The organism is Frondihabitans sp. PhB161, from assembly GCF_003814635.1.
In the GTDB taxonomy this organism is placed as follows: Bacteria; Actinomycetota; Actinomycetes; order Actinomycetales; family Microbacteriaceae; genus Frondihabitans.
In genome coordinates, this window is the sequence record NZ_RKQW01000001.1 from 1577455 (window position 1) to 1598816 (window position 21362).

Annotated in this window: 19 protein-coding genes and 3 tRNA genes; 18 read left to right on the forward strand and 4 right to left on the reverse strand. The window is 68.5% G+C overall.

Features of this window, described 5'->3' with window-relative positions:
* Positions 1-26 precede the first annotated feature (26 nt).
* A complete protein-coding gene (locus tag EDF39_RS07605) occupies positions 27-992 on the forward strand; it encodes a 1,4-dihydroxy-2-naphthoate polyprenyltransferase (protein ID WP_123941836.1) in 966 nt (321 codons plus the stop codon).
* Positions 993-1100: 108 nt separating this feature from the next.
* On the opposite strand, the gene EDF39_RS07610 is transcribed toward EDF39_RS07605, so the two are convergent.
* Entirely contained in the window at positions 1101-1385 is a 285-nt protein-coding gene (locus tag EDF39_RS07610) for a DUF4229 domain-containing protein (protein ID WP_158613187.1), read from the reverse strand.
* Between the two features lie 75 nt (positions 1386-1460).
* On the opposite strand from EDF39_RS07610, the gene EDF39_RS07615 reads away from it, so the two are divergent.
* The 3 genes from EDF39_RS07615 to EDF39_RS07625 all read left to right on the forward strand — a co-directional run bounded on the left by EDF39_RS07615 (position 1461) and on the right by EDF39_RS07625 (position 4585).
* Positions 1461-1814 (forward strand): PLD nuclease N-terminal domain-containing protein, encoded by a 354-nt coding sequence (locus tag EDF39_RS07615; RefSeq protein WP_123941840.1) that lies wholly within the window; start codon positions 1461-1463, stop codon positions 1812-1814.
* 34 nt (positions 1815-1848) lie between these two features.
* On the forward strand, positions 1849-3654 hold the full coding sequence (gene menD, locus EDF39_RS07620; protein WP_370275164.1) for a 2-succinyl-5-enolpyruvyl-6-hydroxy-3-cyclohexene-1-carboxylic-acid synthase: 1806 nt from the start codon (positions 1849-1851) through the stop codon (positions 3652-3654).
* Positions 3655-3736: 82 nt separating this feature from the next.
* The gene (locus EDF39_RS07625) at positions 3737-4585 is read left to right on the forward strand and encodes a PPK2 family polyphosphate kinase (RefSeq protein ID WP_123941844.1); all 849 of its coding nucleotides are present in this window, start codon (positions 3737-3739) and stop codon (positions 4583-4585) included.
* A gap of 58 nt (positions 4586-4643) precedes the next feature.
* Here EDF39_RS07625 and EDF39_RS07630 read toward each other — a convergent pair whose 3' ends face one another.
* A complete protein-coding gene (locus EDF39_RS07630) occupies positions 4644-5864 on the reverse strand; it encodes an isochorismate synthase MenF (protein ID WP_233573006.1) in 1221 nt (406 codons plus the stop codon).
* Positions 5865-5996: 132 nt separating this feature from the next.
* Between EDF39_RS07630 and EDF39_RS07635 the strand changes: the two genes are divergently transcribed.
* From EDF39_RS07635 to EDF39_RS07650, 4 genes are all read left to right on the forward strand, one after another.
* Entirely contained in the window at positions 5997-6728 is a 732-nt protein-coding gene (locus EDF39_RS07635) for a demethylmenaquinone methyltransferase (RefSeq protein ID WP_199726158.1), read from the forward strand.
* An 18-nt stretch (positions 6729-6746) separates the two neighbouring features.
* Positions 6747-7826, forward strand: coding sequence for a polyprenyl synthetase family protein (locus tag EDF39_RS07640; RefSeq protein ID WP_055959660.1), 1080 nt, complete (start codon positions 6747-6749; stop codon positions 7824-7826).
* 95 nt (positions 7827-7921) lie between these two features.
* Positions 7922-9274: a hypothetical protein gene (locus EDF39_RS07645; protein WP_055959658.1), complete on the forward strand. Its 1353-nt coding sequence runs from the start codon at positions 7922-7924 to the stop codon at positions 9272-9274.
* Positions 9275-9332: 58 nt separating this feature from the next.
* The gene (locus EDF39_RS07650) at positions 9333-10454 is read left to right on the forward strand and encodes a heparan-alpha-glucosaminide N-acetyltransferase domain-containing protein (protein WP_158613188.1); all 1122 of its coding nucleotides are present in this window, start codon (positions 9333-9335) and stop codon (positions 10452-10454) included.
* Between the two features lie 90 nt (positions 10455-10544).
* On the opposite strand, the gene EDF39_RS07655 is transcribed toward EDF39_RS07650, so the two are convergent.
* Positions 10545-11033 carry a YajQ family cyclic di-GMP-binding protein gene (locus EDF39_RS07655; protein ID WP_123941850.1) on the reverse strand — a complete coding sequence of 163 codons (489 nt, stop codon included), beginning with the start codon at positions 11031-11033 and terminating at the stop codon, positions 10545-10547.
* Between the two features lie 147 nt (positions 11034-11180).
* Here EDF39_RS07655 and EDF39_RS07660 point away from each other — a divergent pair.
* From EDF39_RS07660 to EDF39_RS07670, 3 genes are all read left to right on the forward strand, one after another.
* Positions 11181-11262, forward strand: a tRNA-Tyr gene (locus EDF39_RS07660).
* A gap of 63 nt (positions 11263-11325) precedes the next feature.
* Complete coding sequence (locus EDF39_RS07665) at positions 11326-12144, forward strand: inositol monophosphatase family protein (protein WP_123941852.1); 819 nt, start codon at positions 11326-11328, stop codon at positions 12142-12144.
* Between the two features lie 346 nt (positions 12145-12490).
* Positions 12491-13750 (forward strand): M23 family metallopeptidase, encoded by a 1260-nt coding sequence (locus EDF39_RS07670; RefSeq protein ID WP_123941854.1) that lies wholly within the window; start codon positions 12491-12493, stop codon positions 13748-13750.
* Between the two features lie 126 nt (positions 13751-13876).
* Here the strand turns inward: EDF39_RS07670 and EDF39_RS07675 are convergent, their stop codons facing one another.
* Entirely contained in the window at positions 13877-15562 is a 1686-nt protein-coding gene (locus tag EDF39_RS07675; protein ID WP_123941856.1) for a glycoside hydrolase family 13 protein, read from the reverse strand.
* Positions 15563-15630: 68 nt separating this feature from the next.
* Between EDF39_RS07675 and EDF39_RS07680 the strand changes: the two genes are divergently transcribed.
* From EDF39_RS07680 to EDF39_RS07710, 7 genes are all read left to right on the forward strand, one after another.
* A complete protein-coding gene (locus EDF39_RS07680; protein ID WP_123941858.1) occupies positions 15631-16620 on the forward strand; it encodes an aldo/keto reductase in 990 nt (329 codons plus the stop codon).
* Positions 16621-16761: 141 nt separating this feature from the next.
* Entirely contained in the window at positions 16762-17724 is a 963-nt protein-coding gene (locus EDF39_RS07685; protein WP_123941860.1) for an aldo/keto reductase, read from the forward strand.
* 160 nt (positions 17725-17884) lie between these two features.
* Positions 17885-17959 (forward strand) — tRNA-Thr (locus tag EDF39_RS07690).
* A gap of 40 nt (positions 17960-17999) precedes the next feature.
* A tRNA-Met gene (locus EDF39_RS07695) sits at positions 18000-18073 on the forward strand.
* Between the two features lie 165 nt (positions 18074-18238).
* On the forward strand, positions 18239-19468 hold the full coding sequence (locus tag EDF39_RS07700; RefSeq protein ID WP_123941862.1) for a type III polyketide synthase: 1230 nt from the start codon (positions 18239-18241) through the stop codon (positions 19466-19468).
* Positions 19465-20181: a class I SAM-dependent methyltransferase gene (locus EDF39_RS07705; RefSeq protein ID WP_233573007.1), complete on the forward strand. Its 717-nt coding sequence runs from the start codon at positions 19465-19467 to the stop codon at positions 20179-20181. The genes EDF39_RS07700 and EDF39_RS07705 overlap by 4 nt, the downstream gene beginning before the upstream one ends.
* Positions 20174-21325 (forward strand): NAD(P)/FAD-dependent oxidoreductase, encoded by a 1152-nt coding sequence (locus EDF39_RS07710; RefSeq protein WP_123941864.1) that lies wholly within the window; start codon positions 20174-20176, stop codon positions 21323-21325. Before EDF39_RS07705 ends, EDF39_RS07710 begins: the two co-directional genes overlap by 8 nt.
* Positions 21326-21362 lie beyond the last annotated feature (37 nt).

A 21362-nucleotide genomic window follows, 5' to 3' on the forward strand; every position in this document is an offset into this window, starting at 1 on the left:
CTACCCCGCGACGGTAAACTTCCGGCGTGTCCCAGTCGAAGTCGAAGAGCAAGTCCACGCGCAAACCCGCCGGTCGTCCGGGCGGCCGACCGGGCCGCGTTCCGGCGCGGAAGGCGACGGCAAGCGATTGGATCGCGGGAGCCCGCCCCCGCACCCTCACGCTCGCCATTGCGCCGGTCGCTCTCGGAAGTGCGGCCGCCAACCAGGCGAATGCGTTCGATTGGCCGCTCGCCGTCCTCTGCCTCGTGGTCGCGCTGTTCCTGCAGATCGGCGTCAACTACGCCAACGACTACTCCGACGGCATCCGCGGCACCGACAAGTACCGAGTGGGCCCAGCCCGTCTCACCGGGGGTGGGGTTGCCAATCCCAAGCGTGTCCGCAACGTCGCGTTCGTCTCGTTCGGCGTCGCCGCTCTCGCGGGCATCGCCATCGTGGTCGTCACCCAGTTCTGGTGGCTGCTCCTCGTGGGCGCCGTCTGTGTGATCGCCGCGTGGTTCTACACCGGGGGCAAGCGCCCCTACGGCTACAACGCAATGGGCGAGATCTTCGTCTTCGTCTTCTTCGGCCTGGTCGCGACTCTCGGCACCGAGTTCGTGCAACAACACCGTGTCGCCGAGCTTGGGTGGGTCATGGCGGTGATGATCGGCCTCTTCTCGTGCGCCGTGCTGATGATCAACAACATTCGCGACATCCCCCAAGACGCCCAGGCCGGTAAGCGCACGCTAGCCGTACTCCTGGGTGCGCGCGGCGCGCGGATCGTCTACGCGCTCTTCCTGCTGCTGCCTTACGTGCTGCTGACCTACTTCGTCGCACTCTACGTCGGTGGCGGCTACGTCTACTTCACATTGATCCTGACGCTTCCGGCGCTCATCATCGGCGTGACAGCGAAGACACCGAAAGAGATGATCCTCGCTCTGAAGCTGTCGTCGTTCTCAGCGCTGGCCTTCTCACTCGCGCTCGCGGCCGTGATCTTCTTCTTGCAGCTCGGCTGACCCGGAGCTCGACGCCGCTGCGCTAACCGTTCGACGCATTACTTACTGAATTTTCGGTAAGCGATGCGTGAAACGGTTAGCAAAGCCACACGGCAGAACCCGCGGCCGCTAGTCCTCTTCGGACGGCGCAGCGCGACGAGCGGGCTTGCGGTCGAGCCCGGCGTCTTCGGCGTCGGCGTCGTCATCGCGGGCGGGAGCCTCACGGCGCTTGGCGAGGTTCTCGGCGACGCCCGCGCGCAGCCGGCCGAAGAAGATGTACGAGATCAACAGCGCGAGCACTGCGGCGACGCCGGCGGCGACGTAGACGGTGAACACCGGCACGAGGCTCAGAACGGCGAAGAGGACCGCGAACAGCCCGATGCGGGCACCCGTGTAGAGAAGAGCAGCTTTCACGTGGGGCAGTCTAGGTCAGGCGATTCGGCGCCCCCTTCGAGCGACTCTCTCAGGTGCCCCGCCTAGGCTCACGGCATGGTCAAAGGGCTGATCGTTCTTCTGGTGGCTGCGGTCGCCTTCATCGTCTATGCCCTGGTCGATTGCGCTTTCACCGAGCGGCACCGTGTGCGTTCGCTGACCAAACCGATCTGGGCACTCCTCATCGTGGTTCTGCCGGTGATCGGCGCCGTCCTGTGGCTGTTGCTCGGCAAGGCGGGCCGCGCCGACAGCCCGCGCCTGATCGCCCCCGACGACGACCCCGACTTTCTCGGTCGGGCTGCGGCACCGGTGAGCGACCGTGAGCGGGAGTCGCTCGACGAACGTATCCGCAAGCTCGAAGAGGAGCTGGCCGAGCGCGATGACGACGGCCCGGGCAAGCCCACGCGCTGACCGTCCCTCCACCACCGGGTGGCACACTGAAGACGTGCCCACCCTCCCTGCTCCGAGCGGCAGCCCCGCGACCGATTTCGCCGTCCTCCTTCTGGCTGAGCTCGAATCCGCTGGCGTCCGCGATGTCGTGCTCAGCCCCGGATCCCGCTCTCAGTCCCTCGCTCTCGCGGCCGCAGAATTCGAGGCGGCGGGGCGTCTCCGCCTGCACGTGCGCATCGACGAACGGTCGGCCGGTTTTCTCGCGCTGGGTCTCGCCATCGAGAGTGGAATCCCCACGGCCGTGGTGACGACGTCCGGCACCGCGGTGGCGAACCTGCATCCGGCCGTCCTCGAAGCTCACCACTCGGGCGTCCCCCTCCTGCTGCTGACGGCCGATCGCCCCACCGAGATGCGCGGAATCGGCTCGAACCAGACAACCCACCAGCCGGCCCTGTTCGGCGAGGCGCTGCGGTTGCTCCGTGACGTCGAGGCCCCGTCCGACACCGGTGTCGACGCCGTCGCCGTCCGCCAGCTGGTGAGCGAGTCGATGTCGGCGGCCCTCGGGCGCTCGAGTTTGCCCGCTCACCCTGCAGCCCCCGGCCCCGTCCAGCTCAACATCGCCTTCCGCGAGCCGCTCTCCGCCCCGGTCACGACGCTTCCCGAGGCGCGAGAGCAGAGCCGGGCAAGCGACCAGACCCAGAAACACGGCCAGAACGCAGGATCCGCGCCCACCCTCCCCGCATCCCACACGCCCTTCGCGCTCGAGGTCGATGCAGACCCGGCCACCGTCGTGGTGGCCGGACACGCGGCCGGGCCCGTTGCCGAAGAGACCGCCCGCCTGCTCGGCGCCCCGCTCGTCGCCGAGGTCTCGAGCGGTGCACGATTCGGCCCGAACCTCGTTCCCGCCTACCGCCTGCTGCTCGATGACGTGGGCTTCGGCGGCGCCGTCCGGCGCGTGGTCGTCTTCGGGCATCCGACGCTGACGCGACAGATCCCGGCGCTGCTGAAGCGCGAGGGCGTCGAGGTGATCGTGGTGCGCGGCGGGGTGCCGGAGGCGTACGACCCGAGCAGGAGCGCGACGGTGATCGACGCCGTCGAGGTCACGAGCGGCGCGCACGACCCGGACGACCGTGCCCATCGCGGGTGGGTCGGATCCTGGGTTCACACCGGCCGGGCCCAGCTCGACGACGACGAGACCGCCCCCGACCTCGAGGCGGCTGTCGCCGACGACAGCGCCTCGCGGGCGGAGTTCCTTCGGGGTGAGGTGGAGGCGATCCGGCGGCCGGTCACGCGGCGTGCACTCGTCGAGGCGCTGTGGCGGCTCACCTGGCCGCACGACCGGCTCGTCCTCGGGGCGTCGCGACTGATCCGCGAGGCCGACCTGCACGTTGCCGGCAAGAGGATCGCCGTCCACGCGAACCGCGGCCTCGCAGGGATCGACGGCACCATCGCGACAGCCACCGGCATCGGTCTCGCGGCGCAGGCCGGCGGCACGAGTGGAGCTCCCGCGCAGGAGTGGGCCGATGGCGCGGGCGGGATCACGCGAGTGCTCGTCGGAGACCTGACGCTGCTGCACGATGCGGGGTCGCTCCTGTTCGGTGTCGGCGAGGCGAAGCCGAGGATCCAGGTGATCGTCGGCAACGACTCCGGCGGCACCATCTTCGACGGGCTCGAGGTCGCCGGCGTTGCCCCGGAAGCTCTCATGACCAGGGTGCAGCTGACGCCTCAGGTCGCCTCGTTCGACAAACTCGCCGAGGCCTACGGCTGGGAGTACGTGCGGGCATCCACCCGCGGCGAGCTGGAGCAGGCGCTGGCCGGGTCGCGCGGACCGGTGCTGATCGAGGTACCGCTCGCTCGGTGACGCTCATCGGATCCTGGTCTCTTCGTCGGTGGGGTTCGGCTCGCGTCGGGGCGCGGGCGGGTGCCGGGCATAGAGTCGCCGCATGGCAAAGACATGGAAGACCGAGCCGGCCGAGTCTCTTCGAGTGGGCGCCGACGTGCGCCTCGCCGATATCGATCCGGGCTCGACCCCGGGATTCGACGGCGACAAGAAGTACGGAGTGCAGGCTCTCGAATCAGGGGCCGAGCAGCTGTCCGAGCTCCAGGAGAAGCTGTTCGCGGACTCGCGCGCGGGCGGTCGGAAGAGCGTGCTGCTCGTACTGCAGGCAATGGATACCGCCGGCAAGGGCGGGATCGTCCGCCACGTTGTCGGAGCGGTCGACCCGCAGGGCGTCGCGCACCACGCCTTCAAGCGTCCGACCGAGGAGGAACTCGCGCACGACTTCCTCTGGCGCGTGCGCAACCAGCTTCCCGATGCCGGAATGATCGGCGTCTTCGACCGCTCGCACTACGAAGACGTGCTCATCGGGCGGGTTCGATCGCTCGTCGCCCCGGAGGTCATCGAGAGCCGCTACGACGAGATCAATGTGTTCGAGGCGGAAGTGGCGGCGTCCGGGACGACGATCGTGAAGGTCATGCTGCACATCTCATCCGACGAGCAGAAGGCACGACTGGGGGAGCGGCTCGAGCGCCCCGACAAGTTCTGGAAGTACAACCCGGGCGACGTCGATGAGCGGCTCGTCTGGAACGACTATCAGGAGGCGTACGAGATCGCCCTGCGGAAGACGTCGACCGAGGTGGCGCCCTGGTTCGTCGTACCGGCCGATAAGAAGTGGTTCGCTCGGGTCGCCGTTCAGCGGTTGCTGATCGGGGCTCTCCGCGGGCTCGACCTCGGGTGGCCGGCCGCCGACTTCGATATCGAGACCGAGAAGGTGCGGCTCGCGACAAGCTGAGGACGTGCTGCGTCGTCGACGACGTGTGACCGCTCCACAGTGGCGGACCGAACGACCACTAACCGAGGGCGTCGGCGATCGGCATGAACTTCATCGTCGTCTCGGCGACCTCGCGGCCGGCCTCCGACTCGGCGACGATGCCCGCACCGGCGAAGGCGCGAATCGTCGCCGTCTCGCCAGCGGGGGCGCGGACCACCTGGGCGCACCGCAGCGCGATCGCCCACTCGCCGTCGCCGTCGGCGCCGACCCACCCGACGGGGCCGGCGTAGCGGCCGCGGTCGAAGGGCTCGAGAGCGGCGATCAGGCGCAGAGCATCGGCCGTCGGCGTACCGGCCACGGCGGCGGTCGGGTGCAGCGCGTCGATCAGGTCGAGGCTGCTCGAGTCGCCCGTCAACTGGCCGGTTACGTCGCTCGCCAGGTGCCAGAGGTTAGGCAGCTTGAGGGTGAACGGCGATTCTCCGGTCAGGATCCGAGACGCGTACCCGTCGAGCGACATCAGCAGACTGCGGAGCGCGAACGCGTGCTCGTCGAGGTCTTTCTGCGAGGTCGCGAGGGCGAGGGCTGCGGCGGCGTCGGAGGCGGCGTCCGTTCCGCGGCCGGCGCTTCCGGCGAGAACTCGGGCGCTGAGCTCGCCCTTCTCGGAGCGGATGAGGGTCTCGGGGCTCGAGCCAATGAGGCCGTCGACGGCGAACGTGTAGGTGTCGGGGTAGGCGAAGGCCAGATCGCGGGCGATGCGACGCAGGTCGGCGCCCTCGGGTAGCTCGGCGTCGAGCGGTCGCGCGAGAACGACCTTGCTCACCTCGCCGCGCCCGATCGCCTCGACCGCCCTCTCGACGGACGCGGCGTATTCGTCGGCCGAGAACGACGGCTCGTCGAGCTGCAGGTGCACCTCGTCGCCGAGCGAGAAGCGCTCGCCGAAGTCGGCGCCGTCGACCCGGGTCAGCCAGTCGACGCCGTCGCGCCGCCCGAGGATGATCTTCGGCACGATGAGCACGCTCACCGCCTCCGAGTCGTCGGAGAAGGCGAAGGATCCGAACCCCACGAGGCCCGATCCCGCCAGTGCTACCTCGTCGTCGACACTCGCCTCGGCGGCGAGCCGCCTCCACGCCTCGGCCGCATCGCGCATCCGTTCCGGCCCGGAGAACTCGAGCCGGACGGCCTCGCCGATTCCGGCGATCCCGTCGCCCCGCCGGATGAACAGCAGGGGGTCGTGGGGGTCGATGTGGGCCAGGAAAGGGGCGATGTCGTCGATGCGGGTTGTCGACACGTGGAGCTTCACTCCCTCATCGTAACGACGCTCCCTAGGGCCGCTCGCGGAGTTCCGTCCGGTCGACCTGGGCGTTCGTCGTGCATCGGCCGTACGCCACCTGCACTCGGCCCGGGTGCAGGCCCTGCCGGTAAGATCGCAGCCGTGACCAAGGCCGATATGAACAAGCAACCGCAGCAGGTTGCCTCCATGTTCGATGGGGTGGCTGCGCATTACGACGTGACCAACGACATCCTCTCCGCGGGCAACGCCGTGCTCTGGCGTATTGCCACCGTAAAGGCGATCGGTGCGGGTGCGGGCGAGAAGGTGCTCGACATCGCCGCCGGCACCGGCACGAGCTCTGCCGCGATCGCCAAATCCGGGGCCGAGGTCGTCGCTCTCGACTTCTCCGCGGGCATGGTCGAGGTCGGGCGCAAGCGTCAGCCGCACCTCGAGTTCATTGTCGGCGACGCTGAAGAGCTCCCCTTCGCCGACGAGACTTTCGATGCCGTGACGATCTCGTTCGGCCTTCGCAACGTCAACCGCCCCAAGACGGCGCTGGCCGAGATGTACCGTGTGCTCAAGCCGGGTGGCCGCCTAGTCATCTGCGAGTTCTCGACTCCGCCCCTCGCCGGCCTCCGCTTCGGCTACCAGGCGTACCTGCGGCACGTCCTGCCCGGCATCGCCAAAGTCACCTCCAGCAACTCGCCGGCCTACAGCTACCTCGCCGAGTCCATCGAGAAGTGGCCCGAGCAGCAGGTGCTGAGCCAGTGGCTTCGCGGCGCCGGCTTCACCCGCGTGGCGTACCGCAACCTCACGGCCGGCATCGTTGCCCTGCATCGCGGCCGCAAGCCTGCCTCCTCGACCCGTCGCCCGTCGTCGGCTCCCCACGCCTGATCGACCGAAGGTGAACCCGTGAAACCCAGTGCACCGGCGGCCCGCCGCACCGCCGGCTTGAGCTCGTCGTTGGGCCTCGCCGAAAAACTCTTCTCCTCCGCGTCGGAGCGCCGTTTCGTCGCGGCGATCGACGCCGGTCTCGAGCGAGTCGAAGAGGGCCTCCTCGTCGAGATGGCCTTCGGTGACGATCTCGCCGACGTGACCAGCCGGTACCTTCTCGCTGCCGGCGGCAAACGTATTCGCCCCACGCTCGCCCTTCTCATCTCGCAGCTCGGCGACGGCGCCACCGACTCGGTCGTGTCGGCCGCGCAGGCCGTCGAGATCACCCACCTCGCGTCGCTGTACCACGACGACGTCATGGACGAGGCGACAATGCGCCGCGGAGTTCCGAGCGCTCAGTCTCGCTGGGGCAACAACGTGGCGATCCTCACCGGAGACCTGCTGTTCGCTCGTGCGTCGACCATCGTCGCCGACCTCGGCGAAGAGGCCATACGGCTTCAGGCCCAGACCTTCGAGCGCCTCTGTCTCGGTCAGCTCCACGAGACGATCGGCCCTCGCGTCGACGACGATCCCGTGGCCCATTACCTCGACGTGCTCTCTGACAAGACCGGTTCGCTCATCTCGATGGCCGCAAAGGTTGGCGTCCTGTTCTCGAATGCTCCCCGCGAGTACCTCGGTCCGGTCTCCGACTTCGGCGAGAAGATCGGTGTCGCCTTCCAGCTCATCGACGACGTCATCGACCTGTCGCCGCAGGCGGAGACGACCGGCAAGCGCGCCGGCACAGACCTGCTCGCGGGCGTCGAGACACTGCCGCTCATGTACCTCCGCGTCGAGGCGCAGACCGACATCGACTCGTCGGCACTCCTCAGCGAAATCGAGGCGAACGTCAAGGCCACCACGGCCGGGGGCGCGGTCAGCGAAGCCGATCTCGCCGACACGGTCCGCCAGCTTCGCGAGCACGACGTCACCCGTCGCACGCACGACGAGGCGAAGCGCTGGGCTGACGAGGCGGTCGCCGCACTCGCTCCGCTGCCGGAGGGGCCCGTCAAAAAGGCCCTGACCCGGTTCGCCCAGCGCGTCGTGGAGCGGACCGCCTGAGCCGAGCCGTCGGATCCTCGGCTCCGAACGATCAGCGCCAGCGCTCACGCGCTTCAGCACGCACACCTTTTCACCACCATCGAAGGACTCAATTCGTGACGACCCTCCGTCTTGCCATCGTCGGAGCCGGCCCCGCCGGTATCTACGCCGCTGACATAATCCTGAAGGCCGAACGGCAGTTCGACGTGCAGATCGACCTGTTCGAGCAGCTGCCGGCCCCCTACGGTCTGGTGCGCTACGGCGTCGCCCCCGATCACCCGCGCATCAAGGGCATCATCAACGCGCTGCGCGACGTGCTGGACCGCGGCGACATCCGCATCTTCGGCAACGTGCGCTATGGCGTCGACATCAGCCTCGACGACCTCAAGAAGCACTACAACGCGGTGATCTTCTCCACTGGTGCGATTGCCGACGCCGACCTCGACATCCCCGGCATCGAGCTCGAGGGCAGCTACGGCGCCGCCGACTTCGTCTCGTGGTTCGACGGCCACCCCGACGTGCCGCGCACCTGGCCCCTCGACGCGCACTCGATCGGCGTCGTCGGCGTCGGCAACGTGGCCCTCGACGTCTCGCGCATGCTGGCGAAGCATGCCGACGACCTGCTGCCGACCGAGATCCCCGAGAACGTCTACGACGTACTCAAGGCGTCTCCCGTCACCGACGTGCACATCTTCGGGCGCCGCGGCCCCGCGCAGGTGAAGTTCTCACCGCTCGAGCTCCGTGAGCTCGGTGAGCTGCGCGACGTCGACATGATCGTCTACGACGAAGACTTCGACTACGACGAGGCGTCTAAGACGGCGATCAAGACCAACAAGCAGGTCTTCGTGATCGACAAGGTGCTGAACCAGTGGCGCCAGCGCGAGACCGGCAGCGCCTCGCGTCGCCTGCACCTGCACTTCTACGCCAAGCCCGTGCGGGTCGAGGGCGCCGACGGCCGCGTGACCGGCTTCACCTACGAGCGCACCCGCCCCGACGGCGCCGGTGGCGTCGAGGGCACCGGAGAGATGCGCACCATTCCCATGCAGGCGATCTACCGTGCCGTCGGCTACTTCGGCTCACCACTCGACGGCATCCCGTTCGACGAGAAGCGCGGTGTGATCCCGAACCACGAGGGCCAGGTGCTCGACGACAACGACCAGCTCGTGCCCGGCGTCTACGCGACCGGCTGGATCAAGCGCGGCCCCATCGGGCTCATCGGCCACACGAAGAGCGATGCGATGGAGACCGTGGGCCACGTTCTCACCGACCAGGCGTCGTGGTGGACCCCGGCCGAGCCGTCGCTCGAGTCCGTCAACGAGCTGCTCGACTCCCGCGGGGTGAAGTACACCGACCTCGACGGCTGGCACCGTCTCGACGAGCACGAGATGGCGCTGGGCGAACCCCAGGGCCGTGCGCGCGTCAAGGTCGTGCCCCGCGACGACATGATCCAGGTGTCGCGCGGCGAGTAGCCGTCGTGACGGGGCCCGGACGATGACAGCGCAGGATCCGAACGCTCGCCCCGCGGTCATGCCCACCGCACCTCGACCGACGTCCCGGCTCGTGGGCATCGACGCCGCTCGCGGCATCGCGCTCTTCGGCATGTTCGCCGCGCACCTCGTCTTCGTCGAGGAGCCCGTCGACTGGACAGAACCCACGACCTGGTGGTCGATCGTCGCCGGTCGGTCGTCGGTGCTGTTCGCCACGCTCGCCGGAGTCTCCCTGGCCCTCGTGACCGGCCGGAGCCATCGCTTCACGGGTGCTGCGCTGTCGACGGCCCGGAAGCGGGTCGCGGTCCGCGGGATCCTGATCTTCGTGCTCGGGATCCTGCTGATGCTTCTCGAGACTCCGGTCGCGGTGATCCTCTCCACGTACGGGCTGCTCTTCGTCGTGCTGTTGCCGGCGCTCTCGTGGCCGCGTCGGGCGCTGCTGCTCGTCGCTGCCGGCCTGGCGCTGGTGGCGATGCCGATCTCGTTCGCTTCGCTTACTCCGCTCTATGCGACGGGGCCGATTCGGCAGCAGATCCTGCTGTACTACCCGCTCGCGACCTTCGCCGCCTACCTGCTCGTCGGCCTCGCCGTCGGGCGCTCCGATCTCTCGTCACTTCGCGTGCTCGGGCGACTGCTCGGCCTCGGCTTCGCCATGGCGCTGATCGCCTACAGCGTGGGCGAGGCCGTGCTGCCCGGCGGTCGGCTGTACGAATCCGGCGGCGAGCTGCGCCTTCGTGACTTCGTGTTCGCCTCCGAGCCGCACTCGTCCACCCTCGTCGACATGGTGGGATCCGCCGGTGTGGCTCTCGCCGTGATCGGAATCTGCGGGCTGCTCGCCCGGCTCCGGCTCGCATCGCCGGGGATGCTCCCGTTCCGGTTGCTAGCGCGTGTCGGCGCAATGCCGCTCACGATCTACTCGGTCCACCTCGTGGTGATCGCGTTCCTCTTTCACAGCGGTTTTCTCGACACGCTCACACGCACCGGAGACACCGTGGTCTGGGTGGGCTTTGTCGGCGGCAGCGCCCTCGTTGCCACGCTGTGGGGCGGTCGCACGGGCCCGTTCGAGCGCGCCATCGGGGGCGTGGCTAAGCGCGTCGCGCCTGCTCCGCGTGAGGTGGCGGCCCGACAGTGGGCGCCTCCGGCGGGGCCGCCGCTGGTGTGAGCGGGGCCTAGTTCGCCTCGAGTGCCGCAGGGGAGCTCGGCTGGGCCGGATCCTGGGGTTCGGCTTCTCGGTTGCTCCCCGCGGACGCGCTCAGCGGAAGTTGACGAACTGCAGCGAGACGTCGAGGTCGGCGCCCTTGAGTAGAGCCATCGTCGCCTGAAGGTCGTCGCGGCTCTTGGAGGAGACGCGCAACTCGTCGCCCTGGATCTGGCTCTTGACGCCCTTAGGAGCCTCGTCGCGAATGAGCTTGTTGATCTTTTTCGCGGCCTCCTGGTCGATGCCGTCTTTCATGGAGACCTCGATGCGGTACTCCTTGCCGCTCGCATAGGGGTCGCCGGCGTTGATGCTCTTGAGCGAGATGCCGCGCTTGATCAGCTTCGACTCGTAGACCTCGAGGACGGCTTTGGCGCGCTCCTCGGTGTTGGCCTTGATGAGCACCTTCTCGCCGCTCGTCTCGATCGAGGCGCCGACGTTCTTGAAGTCGTAGCGCTGCTCGACCTCTTTGCGGGCCTGATTGAGGGCGTTGTCGGCCTCCATCGAGTCGACCTTGCTGACCACGTCGAAAGTACTGTCTGCCATGCGTGCCAGCCTAGCGAACCTCCGGTCGGTGGCGGGGAGGAGGAGGAGACCGCGGGCAACGAGGATCCCAGTGGTCGAGACCACCCCGAACGCCATGTATTGTAGGTGCGCGCCTTCGGTTGCCCGAGTGGCACGAGAAGCGCATCTGGCAAGTTACCCAAGCGGCCAAAGGGATCTGACTGTAAATCAGCCGGCGTAGCCTTCGGGGGTTCGAATCCCTCACTTGCCACGATCAGAACGACCACACCCCGCGAGCCCCCGTGCCGCGGGGTGTCGTCTTGTGGAGGACGCCATGACCAACGCCACCAGCCCGACCAACGCCGATCTGCTGCAGACGGCCCGGTCGATCGCACGGGAGGCCGGAGCGCTCGCCGCCCGGCGCCGTGCCGAGGGCGTCGAGGTGGCGGCCAGCAAGTCGAGCGCCGTCGACATCGTCACCCACGCCGATCGCGAGGTCGAGGCGCTCATCAGGCGGCGTCTGGCGGCGGAGCGTCCGGGCGACGGTTTTCTCGGCGAAGAGAGCGGCGCCGAGCCGTCGACCACCGGCCTCACCTGGATCGTCGACCCGATCGACGGCACCGTCAATTTTCTCTACGGCATTCCGATGTACGCGGTGAGCATCGCTGTGGTGTCGGGGGAGCCGGATCCTCGGCACTGGACCGCCCTGGCGGCGTGCGTCGTCAACCCGGTGCTCGACGAGGAGTACAGCGCCACCCGTGGCGGCGGTGCGGCGCTGAACGGCGTCCCTTTGCAGGTCACGGGCCCGACCGATCTGTCGCAGTCGCTCGTCGGCACGGGCTTCTCGTACGATCCCGTCCGGCGCGTCGAGCAGGCGACTCGCCTCGTTCCTCTGCTCGGGCGTGTGCGTGACATCCGACGCATCGGGGCGGCGTCGCTCGATCTCTGCGCGGTCGCCGTCGGGCGGCTCGACGCCTACATCGAACGCGGACTCCAGCCCTGGGATCACGCTGCCGGAATCCTCATCGCCGAGGAGGCCGGTGCCTCGGTGCTGACCCCGGCCGGAGCTCCCGCGAGCCGCGAGCTCACGGTCGTGTCGGCTCCGGGCATTCGGGCCGAGTTGGCGAGCGCTCTGGCCGACTGCGGTTTCTAGGGCGTGAGAGTCGAGCGGACGACCCCCAAGGATCCGTACCTCACTCGTGCACGCGCCAGCAGCCCCTCGGCGTGCCCAACCTGACAAATCACAGAATGTGAATATCAGCGCCTCGCCAAACCGTCGATCTCTCTGTATGGTGGTGAAGTCGTCGTCGAAGTGAGTGTGTCCGTTCCCGCTCAATCCGGTCGATTTGATTTTACCTTGCCGGAGTCGACGTCACCGAACACCCGAAAACTACGCCGCCAATCGCTGCGCCAACTTCGATGGTTTTTCCCCCCGAAATCCGTCTGAGTGAGTCAGCGAGCGATAAAGGCACCGATCGAGTACGAGGAGAATCCACGCTGTGACGTCTCAGGGCCACGAAGCCAGTTCCTCGGCGACGCGACCCGTGACGGTCGACAACGAGGGTGGTGCTCTCACTCGACGCGAGCTGCGTGCCCGCGAGCGTGCCACCGGCTCGATGCCGGCCGTGACGCCTCTTCGCTCCGGCGCGGCCTCCGTCGAGTCTTCCGACGTCGTCACGGCGAGTGCACCTGCCGCTGCCGCAGCACCCGGCTCGCGCCGTGCGCTCCGAGAGGCACGTGAAGGGGCATCGTTCGTGCGGCCCTCGGCCGCCCAGCCTGTTCAGGCTCCGCTCGCAGAGGCACCCGTTCTCACGGTGTCGCCCGCCGCGGCCGATGAGGTGCCTGTCGTCCCCACCGTGATGCCGACGGCCCCCCAGCCCTCCGCTGCCACCCGCACGGCCCCCCGGGCTGCAGAGCCCCGTCTCGCGGCCCCACGCGCCTCCGTTCGTGCGACCGCTCGGGCTCGTCGTGCGGCAGCCGTGGCCGCGCCTGTCGTGGCACCCCGTCGCTCGCCGGCGCAGCTCCGAGGCCAGCGCACACGTCGCTTCGGAGTGCTCGGCGCGATGGTCTTCGTCGGCGCGACGATCGTCGCGACCTCGGTGCCGGCCAACGCCTACTTCGTTGATACCCCCGAGAACGTCGCACTCAAGCTGACCGCGGCCGCGCAGTCGGGAACAACCGTCGGCGGAGTCGCTGCGACCGGCGGCCAGCAGTACGTCGCATCAGGAGCCGTCTCCGACGCTTCCGTCGGCCGCGACGGGTACTCGGTGACCAACCTCAACACGACCGTCTCGTCGGCGAACGCGGGTGCGTTCACCAACGACTCCACGGCTGCAGTCCAGTGGCCGTTCGCGACCGGAGTGCCGATCTCGAGTGGCTTCGGCGCCCGTCAGGTCGCGAACTGCGGTTTCTGCTCCACGTTCCACCAGGGCCTCGACTTCATCCCCGGTGCCGGAACCCCTATTCAGATCGTCGCCGACGGCGTTGTGTCGAAGGTCGAGCAGGGCGGCGGCGCCCTTGGCTACAACGTGTGGATCGAGCACACGATCAACGGCCAGCAGGTCACGAGCGTGTACGCGCACATGGTCGCCGGGTCGATCAAGGTGACCCAGGGCGAGACGGTCAAGGTCGGCCAGCAGGTCGGAAACGTGGGCTCGACCGGCAACAGCACCGGGGCCCACCTCCACTTCGAGATCCACCTCAACGGCGTTCCCGTCGACCCGTACCCGTGGCTCATGGCCAACGCCGGCGCCGCCTGAGCCGCTCTTGCCGGTGTGCCTGCGATGCACTACCTACGTCTTACGGACAAAGCCACCTGCCGCGGCAGGTGGCTTTGTCCGTAAGACGTCTCGCGGACCAACGCTGGCGACGCCGGCCCGCGTCGACTACGACACGCGCAACCACACCGTCGCGTCGGCCGGCAGCGCTGCGCCCTCGAGCTCGACGGTCGCGAGGAGCTCGTCGGCGACGGGGAGCTCGACCGGCACAGAGCCGGTGTTCGCGATCACGGTGATCTGCCCGTTGCGGAACGCGACCACGTCGGGGCCGTAACCGGGCAGCCACTCGACCGTGCCGGATCCTAAAGCGAATTCGTGACGCAGGGCCAGGGCCAGACGGTAGAACTCGAGAGTGGAGCCGGTGTCGCCCTCCTGAGCGTCTCGCGCGTAGGGCGCCCACTCCTCGGGCTGCGGCAGCCACGACTCGCCGGTGGTGTTGAACCCGAAGGCGGGCGATGCGGCCTCCCAGGGCAGCGGCACACGGCAGCCGTCGCGACCGTAGCGCTCGCCCGCCGTGCGGAACCACGTAGGATCTTGGCGGGCTTCGTCGGGCAGGTCGATCGCCTCGGGCAGCCCGAGCTCTTCGCCCTGGTAGATGTAGGCCGAGCCGGGGAGGGCGAGCATCACGGCAGTGGCCGCGCGAGCCCGTGCCAGGCCGACCGCGGTGTCGGGCAGGCCCGAACTCTTCGGCCCGATGCCCGCACCCTGGGCGTTGTCGGCGGTGAGCGCGAGCCGGGAGGCGTGGCGCACGACGTCGTGGTTCGAGAGCACCCAGGTGCTGGGGGCGTCGACGCTGTCGAACACCTCGAGCGACGAGTCGATGACGCCCTTGATCGACGGTGCCGACCAGCCGCTCTCGAGGTACGAGAAGTTGAACGCCTGGTGCATCTCGTCGGGGCGAACCCAGTTGCTGAGCTTCGAGAGCGGCTCCACCCATGCCTCGGCCACAAGGATCCGGTCGCCCGGGTAGGTCTCGAGAAGGGCGCGCCACGAGCGGTAGATGTCGTGCACGCCGTCTTGAGCCCAATACGGAGGCGTCTGGTCTTCGGCGAGGCCGCCGCCCATGCTGCCGGCGTCTTTCGGGGGCGTGTAGTCGGGCAGCCCGTCTTTCTTGATGAGACCGTGGGCGACATCGATGCGGAACCCGTCGACACCGCGGTCGAGCCAGAACCGGAGCACGTCGAGGAACTGGTCGCGGACTTCGGGGTTCTCCCAGTCGAAGTCGGGCTGCGACGAGTCGAAGAGGTGGAGGTACCACTGGCCGGGCGTGCCGTCTTTTTCGGTGACGCGGCTCCACGCGGCGCCGCCGAAGACCGACTGCCAGTTGTTCGGGGGAAGCTCGCCGTTCTCGCCCTGCCCGTCGCGGAACAGATAGCGGGCGCGCTCGGGGGAGCCGGGTGCTGCCACCAGCGCGCGCTGGAACCAGTCGTGCGCGTCGGAGGAGTGGTTGGGGACGAGGTCGACGATCACTCGCAGGCCGAGCTCGGTAGCCCGGCGCCGGAGCGCGTCGAAGTCGTCGAGCGTGCCGAAGAGAGGGTCGACGTCGCAGTAGTCGGCGACGTCGTAACCGGCGTCTTTCTGCGGGGAGGTGAAGAACGGCGAGAGCCACACGGCGTCGACGCCGAGGTCGGCCAACGCCGAGAGGCGCGAGGTGATGCCGGGGAGGTCGCCGATGCCGTCGCCGTTGCTGTCGGCGAAGGAGCGCGGATAGACCTGGTAGATCACGGCCGTGCGCCACCACTCGGCCCCATCAAGTCGGGGGCCGTCGGTCTGGATGGTCTCGTCGAGAGGCATGACAGCCACGATACGACAGGTGCGTCGCTCTCAGCCGCACGAGTCCACAGGGGAGTACCGGGTCCGTTATGGTGGTGCGAACCGACCGGATTGGCTACCTCCTGGACTCCTTGCCCGACCTCTTCCCGCCCGACGCGACTCCCTTCCCGCTCGCGCTCGGAACAAACGTGTTCGGCTGGACGGTGGGTGCACCGACCGCCCTCGAGATCCTCGACGTCTATGCCGACGCCGGCGGACGGGTGCTCGATACGGCCGACGTCTATTCGGCCTGGCTCCCGGGCAACACGGGCGGCGAGTCGGAGGCGATCATCGGCCGGTGGCTCGCGCGCCCCGGAAACCGCGATCGCGTCATCGTCAGCACGAAGGTTGGTCAGCACCCCGACGCCCCGGGTCTCACTCGCACCAGCATCCGCAAGGCCGTCGAGGCTTCGCTGACTCGGCTGCGCACAGACCGGATCGATCTCTATTTCGCGCACTACGACGATGACGAGACTCCGCTCGACGAGACGGTCGCCGCCTTCAGCGAGCTGGTCGACGAGGGCAAGATCCGCTACCCGGCCGTGTCGAACTACACCGGCGCGAGGCTTCGACAGGCGCTCGCGATTGCCGACCGTGACGGCCTCCACCCCTTCGCGGCGGTCCAGCCGGCCTGGAACCTCGTTCGTCGCAACGAGTACGAGTCCGACATGTCGCCGCTCGTCGACCACTTCGGGCTCGCCGTCCTGCCCCATTCGACGCTCGCGAGCGGGTTCCTCACGGGCAAGTACCGCAGCCGCGACAACATCGGCGACTCGCCCCGGGGCAGTCGAGCGATGGGTCACCTCACGCCCGGTAACTTGCGCACCCTCGACGTCGTCACCGATATCGCATCGAGGCACGGGGTGACGCCGGCCGCCGTGGCGATCCGCTGGGTGGTCCAGCAGCAGAACGTCGTCGGCGCCCTCGCCAGCGCTCGCTCGGTGATCCAACTCGAGAACCTCCTCGGGGTGGCCCAGCTGACCCTCGACGACGCCGAGATGACCGAGCTGACGACCATCTCGCAGCACGCCGACGACTGAGAACGGCTTTGTCGGCTGCTTCGTCGAGGAGTAGCTCGACGCTGCGTATGCCTCGATCCGGGATCACCGGGATCCTCGGCTCTCGGAATTCCCGAGGCGAACGGGTGTTGCGTTAGAGAACATCCGATCAGAAGGAGTCACATGACCGACGCACCCCGCACCACTCTCGGGTCGAGCGACCTCAGCGTCTTCCCACTCAATCTCGGCGGCAACGTCTTCGGCTGGACGGCCGACGAGGCGACGTCGTTCGAGATCCTCGACGCCTACGTCGCCGCCGGTGGCAACTTCATCGACACGGCCGACGTCTACTCGGCCTGGAAGCCGGGCAACTCGGGGGGCGAATCCGAGGTCATCATCGGCAAGTGGATGAAGGCGCGTGGCAACCGCGACGACATCGTCGTGGCCACCAAGGTGGGCATGCTCACCGGCCTCGAGGGCACCTCGCGCGAGATCGTCCGTCGCGCCGTCGACGACTCGCTCGAGCGCTTGGGCACCGACTACATCGACCTCTACTACGCCCACCGCGACTTCACCGACCGTCCCGTCGAAGAGGCCGTCGAGGCCCTCTCCGAGCAGGTCGAGCTCGGCAAGGTCCGCGCGATCGGCGCATCGAACTTCTCGGGTCAGCGCCTCGAGCAGGCTCTTCGTTTCTCGGAGTCGGAGAACCTGCCGAAGTACGCGGCGATCCAGAACCAGTACAGCCTCGTCGAACGCGACAAAGTCGAAGGATCCGACGGCGGCCCGACGGTCGCGGGCGTCGCGGCAGCGGAGAACGTCTCCGTGCTGCCCTATTCGTCGCTGGCCAGCGGGTTTCTCACCGGCAAGTACCGCGACGGAGTCGACGTCGACAGCCCCCGCGCCGGAGGCGCCAGCGCCTACCTCGACGAGCGGGGTCGGCGTGTGCTCGCCGAGCTCGACCGCATCTCGGAGTCGACCGGCGCATCGGTCGCCACCGTCTCGCTGGCCTGGCTGATCGCGCAGCCTTCGGTTGCCGGCCCGATCGCATCGGCGCGCACCGTGGAGCAGCTGCCCGACCTCATCGCGGCAACGACGCTCGACCTCTCGGCCGACGATGTGGCCGCGCTCTCGGCCGCGTCGGCCTAGGTCGCACCGAGTTCTGCCGAGATCGCAGTAGTGGTCGACTTCACCCGACCACTCCTGCGATCTCGGCGGCGCGTCACGTGTCACGGGGCGGCTCGAACTCCTGCTATTCTCGTGTGGTGCCATTCGCGGGCCGGTAACGGGGTCGAATCAGAGTGGTCACGCCCCCTTAGCTCATTGGTAGAGCACTTCCTTGGTAAGGAAGAGGTAGTGGGTCCGATTCCCACAGGGGGCTCCACCGAACGCGAGTCCGGTGACGGCCCTCAGGTCGGCAGTGCGGCGGGGTAGCTCAGGTGGTTAGAGCACACGGCTCATAATCGTGGTGTCGCGGGTTCGAGTCCCGCCCTCGCTACAAGCAACAAAGGTCTTGCCCCCTCGGGCGAGGCCTTTTTTGCATGTTGGGGGTCAAGGTCGTGAGACCTCGAAATCGACGCCTCGAGTGCCCGCAGAGTCGTCGAATTTGAGGTCTCGGCTCGGCTCGGCGGGCCGAAAGCCTGGCGCGGTCGTACCATGACGCATGGCCGTCATCCGCTCGATCGAGACCGCGGTGCCCGCCGCAACAGTGCACCAGCCCGACTTGCGCGACCTCCTGCGAGAGCAACCCGGCTATGGGCGACTCGGTAAGCGCCTCGTCACCGCCGCCTTCGATGCGTCGGCCATCGACACGCGGCACTCCGTTCTCGCCGAGTTCGATCAACGAAAGTCGGCGTCGGATCCTTCGGTTGCCGCCGACCCGGGTCTCTTCGACATCGCCTCGGGCATCGTCGCGAACCCTGGAACGGCAGCCCGCAACGACGCCTACACCCTCTACTCGAAGCCGTTGCTCGTAGAGGCGGCACGGAAGGCGATCGCCGCGGTGCCCGACCTCGCGGTCTCCGAGATCACGCACGTCGTGACGGTCTCGTGCACCGGCTTCTACGCGCCGGGGCCCGATTACGTGCTCGTCCGCGAGCTCGGCCTTTCTCCGTCGGTGCAGCGCTTCCACCTGGGGTTCATGGGCTGCTACGCCGCGTTCCCCGCTCTCAAAATGGCCGCTCAGTTTTGCGACCTCGACCCCGACGCCGTCGTCCTCGTGGTTTCGGTCGAGCTGTGCTCCCTCCACCTGCACGTCGACGACGACCCCGACGCCATCGTCGCGGCGTCGGTCTTTGGCGACGGGGCTGCCGCAGCGGTCGTCGTCGGGTCGGCGCACGCCGGGCCTGACGAGTCACCGCGCCTCGATCTCGACGCGTTCGAGACCACGATCATCGCCGACGGCGCCGCCGACATGGCCTGGACGATCGGCGACCACGGTTTCGACATGGTGCTCTCGAGCTACGTGCCGCGCATCGTGGAGCAGAACATCGGCGCGGCGGTCGCGTCTCTTCTGGCGAGGTCGCCGGGGCTCGAGGTGGCCGACGTGCCCTTCTGGGCGATTCACCCCGGTGGGCGCAGCATTCTCGACCGTGTCGAGACCGCGCTTGCCCTCGACGGGCCGCAGGTCGCCGCCTCGCGGAAGGTGCTGCGCGAACACGGCAACATGTCGAGCGCGACCGTGCTGTTCGTGTTGCGCGAGTTGCTGGTGGGCGCCGAAGCGCCGGTGACACGCGAGCTCGTGGCGGTCGGGGCCGAGGCCGGAGCGCGAGCGGCTGAATCGGGCGATCGGGGCAGTGAATCCGGCAGCTGGACCCGTCGCGTCTGCGCCATGGCGTTCGGGCCGGGTCTCACCGTCGAGACGGCTCTGCTGACCCTGCGGGGCGGCGAGTGAGCTCCTCTCCCTCCCTTCGCGCCCGCGAGACGAGTGCGCTCGAGCTCATGGACGATCCCGACTGCGACGTCGTCGCCCTTGACCGCACCTATCGGCACTTCGCCCTCGTCAACTGTGTCGTGTCCGGCTGGCGACGCATCTACGAGCGCAGGATCCGACCGCTCGCCACCGCGAGCCCCTCACCCCTCACCGTCCTCGACATCGGTTCGGGTGGCGGCGACGTCGCTCGGGCTCTCGCGGCGTGGTCGCGTCGCGACGGCCACCCGATCTCGGTGACGGCCATCGACCCGGATCCTCGTGCCCACGCCTTCGCGCTGTCCCTGCCGCCTGACGACGGCGTCCGGTACGAGCGCACGGCGAGTCGTGCCCTCGTCGAGGAGGGTCGCGTATTCGATGTCGTCGTCTCGAACCATGTGCTGCACCACCTCGCCGGCGACGAGCTGACCGCGCTCCTCGACGACAGCCGAGTCCTGGCCCGTCGGCTGGCGATCCACAACGACATCGCGAGGAGCCGCACCGCCTATGCCGCCTACTCCGCGGTTACCCGGGTGGGCTTTGCCGGATCGTTCATCCGTCCGGACGGCCTGCTCTCCATCCGCCGCAGCTACACGCCCGCCGAGTTGCGGTCGCGCGTCAGCGGCGGTTGGCGTGTGGAGCGACTCCAGCCCGCTCGACTGTTGCTCACGCTGAGCCCGGGAGACGCCGATGCGTGACGTCGTGGTCGTCGGGGGAGGCCCGGTCGGGGTGTTCCTGGCCGCTCTGCTGGCCGAGGCCGGTCTCGACGTCGCCGTGTGGGAGAAGCGCACGCGGCCCGCACCGCTCTCCCGCGCCATCGGGATCCACCCGCCGTCGATGGAGGCGTTCGGCCGGATCGGGGTGGCCGACGCCATCGCCGCGAAGGCCGTGCACATCCACCGCGGGATCGCTCGGAGTGGCGGTCGCACCCTCGGCACGGTGTCGTTCGACGCCGTCCACGCCGAGTTCGACTACATCGCCTCCCTGCCGCAGCACGAGACCGAGGCGATCGTCGCAGATCGCCTGGCCGAGCTCGCCCCGAACTGCCTGCAGCGGGGTATGGAGCTCGTGGCCATCGACGACGTCGACCCGCATCACGTGCGGCTCCACGCGCGCCACGAGGGCCGTGATGTCTTCGAGGTGGCCCGATTCGTCGTCGGGGCCGACGGAGCCCGAAGCGCCGTTCGAAAGCTCCTCGGCATTCCCGCGGCTCTCCGGGCGTATTCCGACGCGTTCGTCATGGGCGACTTCCGTGACGACACCGGCGAGGGTGACGACGCGGTCATCCACCTCGAGCGCGACGGGGTCGTCGAGTCGTTCCCCCTTCCCGGCGGACGACGACGGTTCGTCGCCCATACCGGAAAACCTCTCGACCGGCCCTCGGCAGGCGACGTGGCCGCGCTCATCAGCGATCGGGTCGGCACGCGAGTCGACCCGGCGACGAACTCGATGCTGAGCGCATTCGTCACTCGCCGTCGACTCGCCGAGCGCCTCGTGCGGGGCAGGGTCGTCTTGATCGGCGACGCCGCCCACGAGATCAGCCCCATCGGCGGGCAGGGCATGAACCTCGGGTGGCTCGACGCCGCCGAGCTCGCACCGCTCCTCGTGAGCGGAGCCCGCCGCGAACTCGTCGACACCTCGTTGTTCGAGGCGCTGGAGGCGTTCGAGCAGAACCGGCTCCGCAGCGCACGTCGTGCAGCGAGGCAGGCCGAGGTGAACATGGCCATGGGCCGACCGTCAGCGGGAGTGCGGCGCACCGCCCGCGACGTCGGCCTCGGGATCCTGCTGGGCAGCCCCGCGAACCGGGTCTTGGCACGCACCTACGCGATGGCCTGGGCCTGAATCGCCCTCGAGTCACCGACGCGAGTCAGGCTGTCCC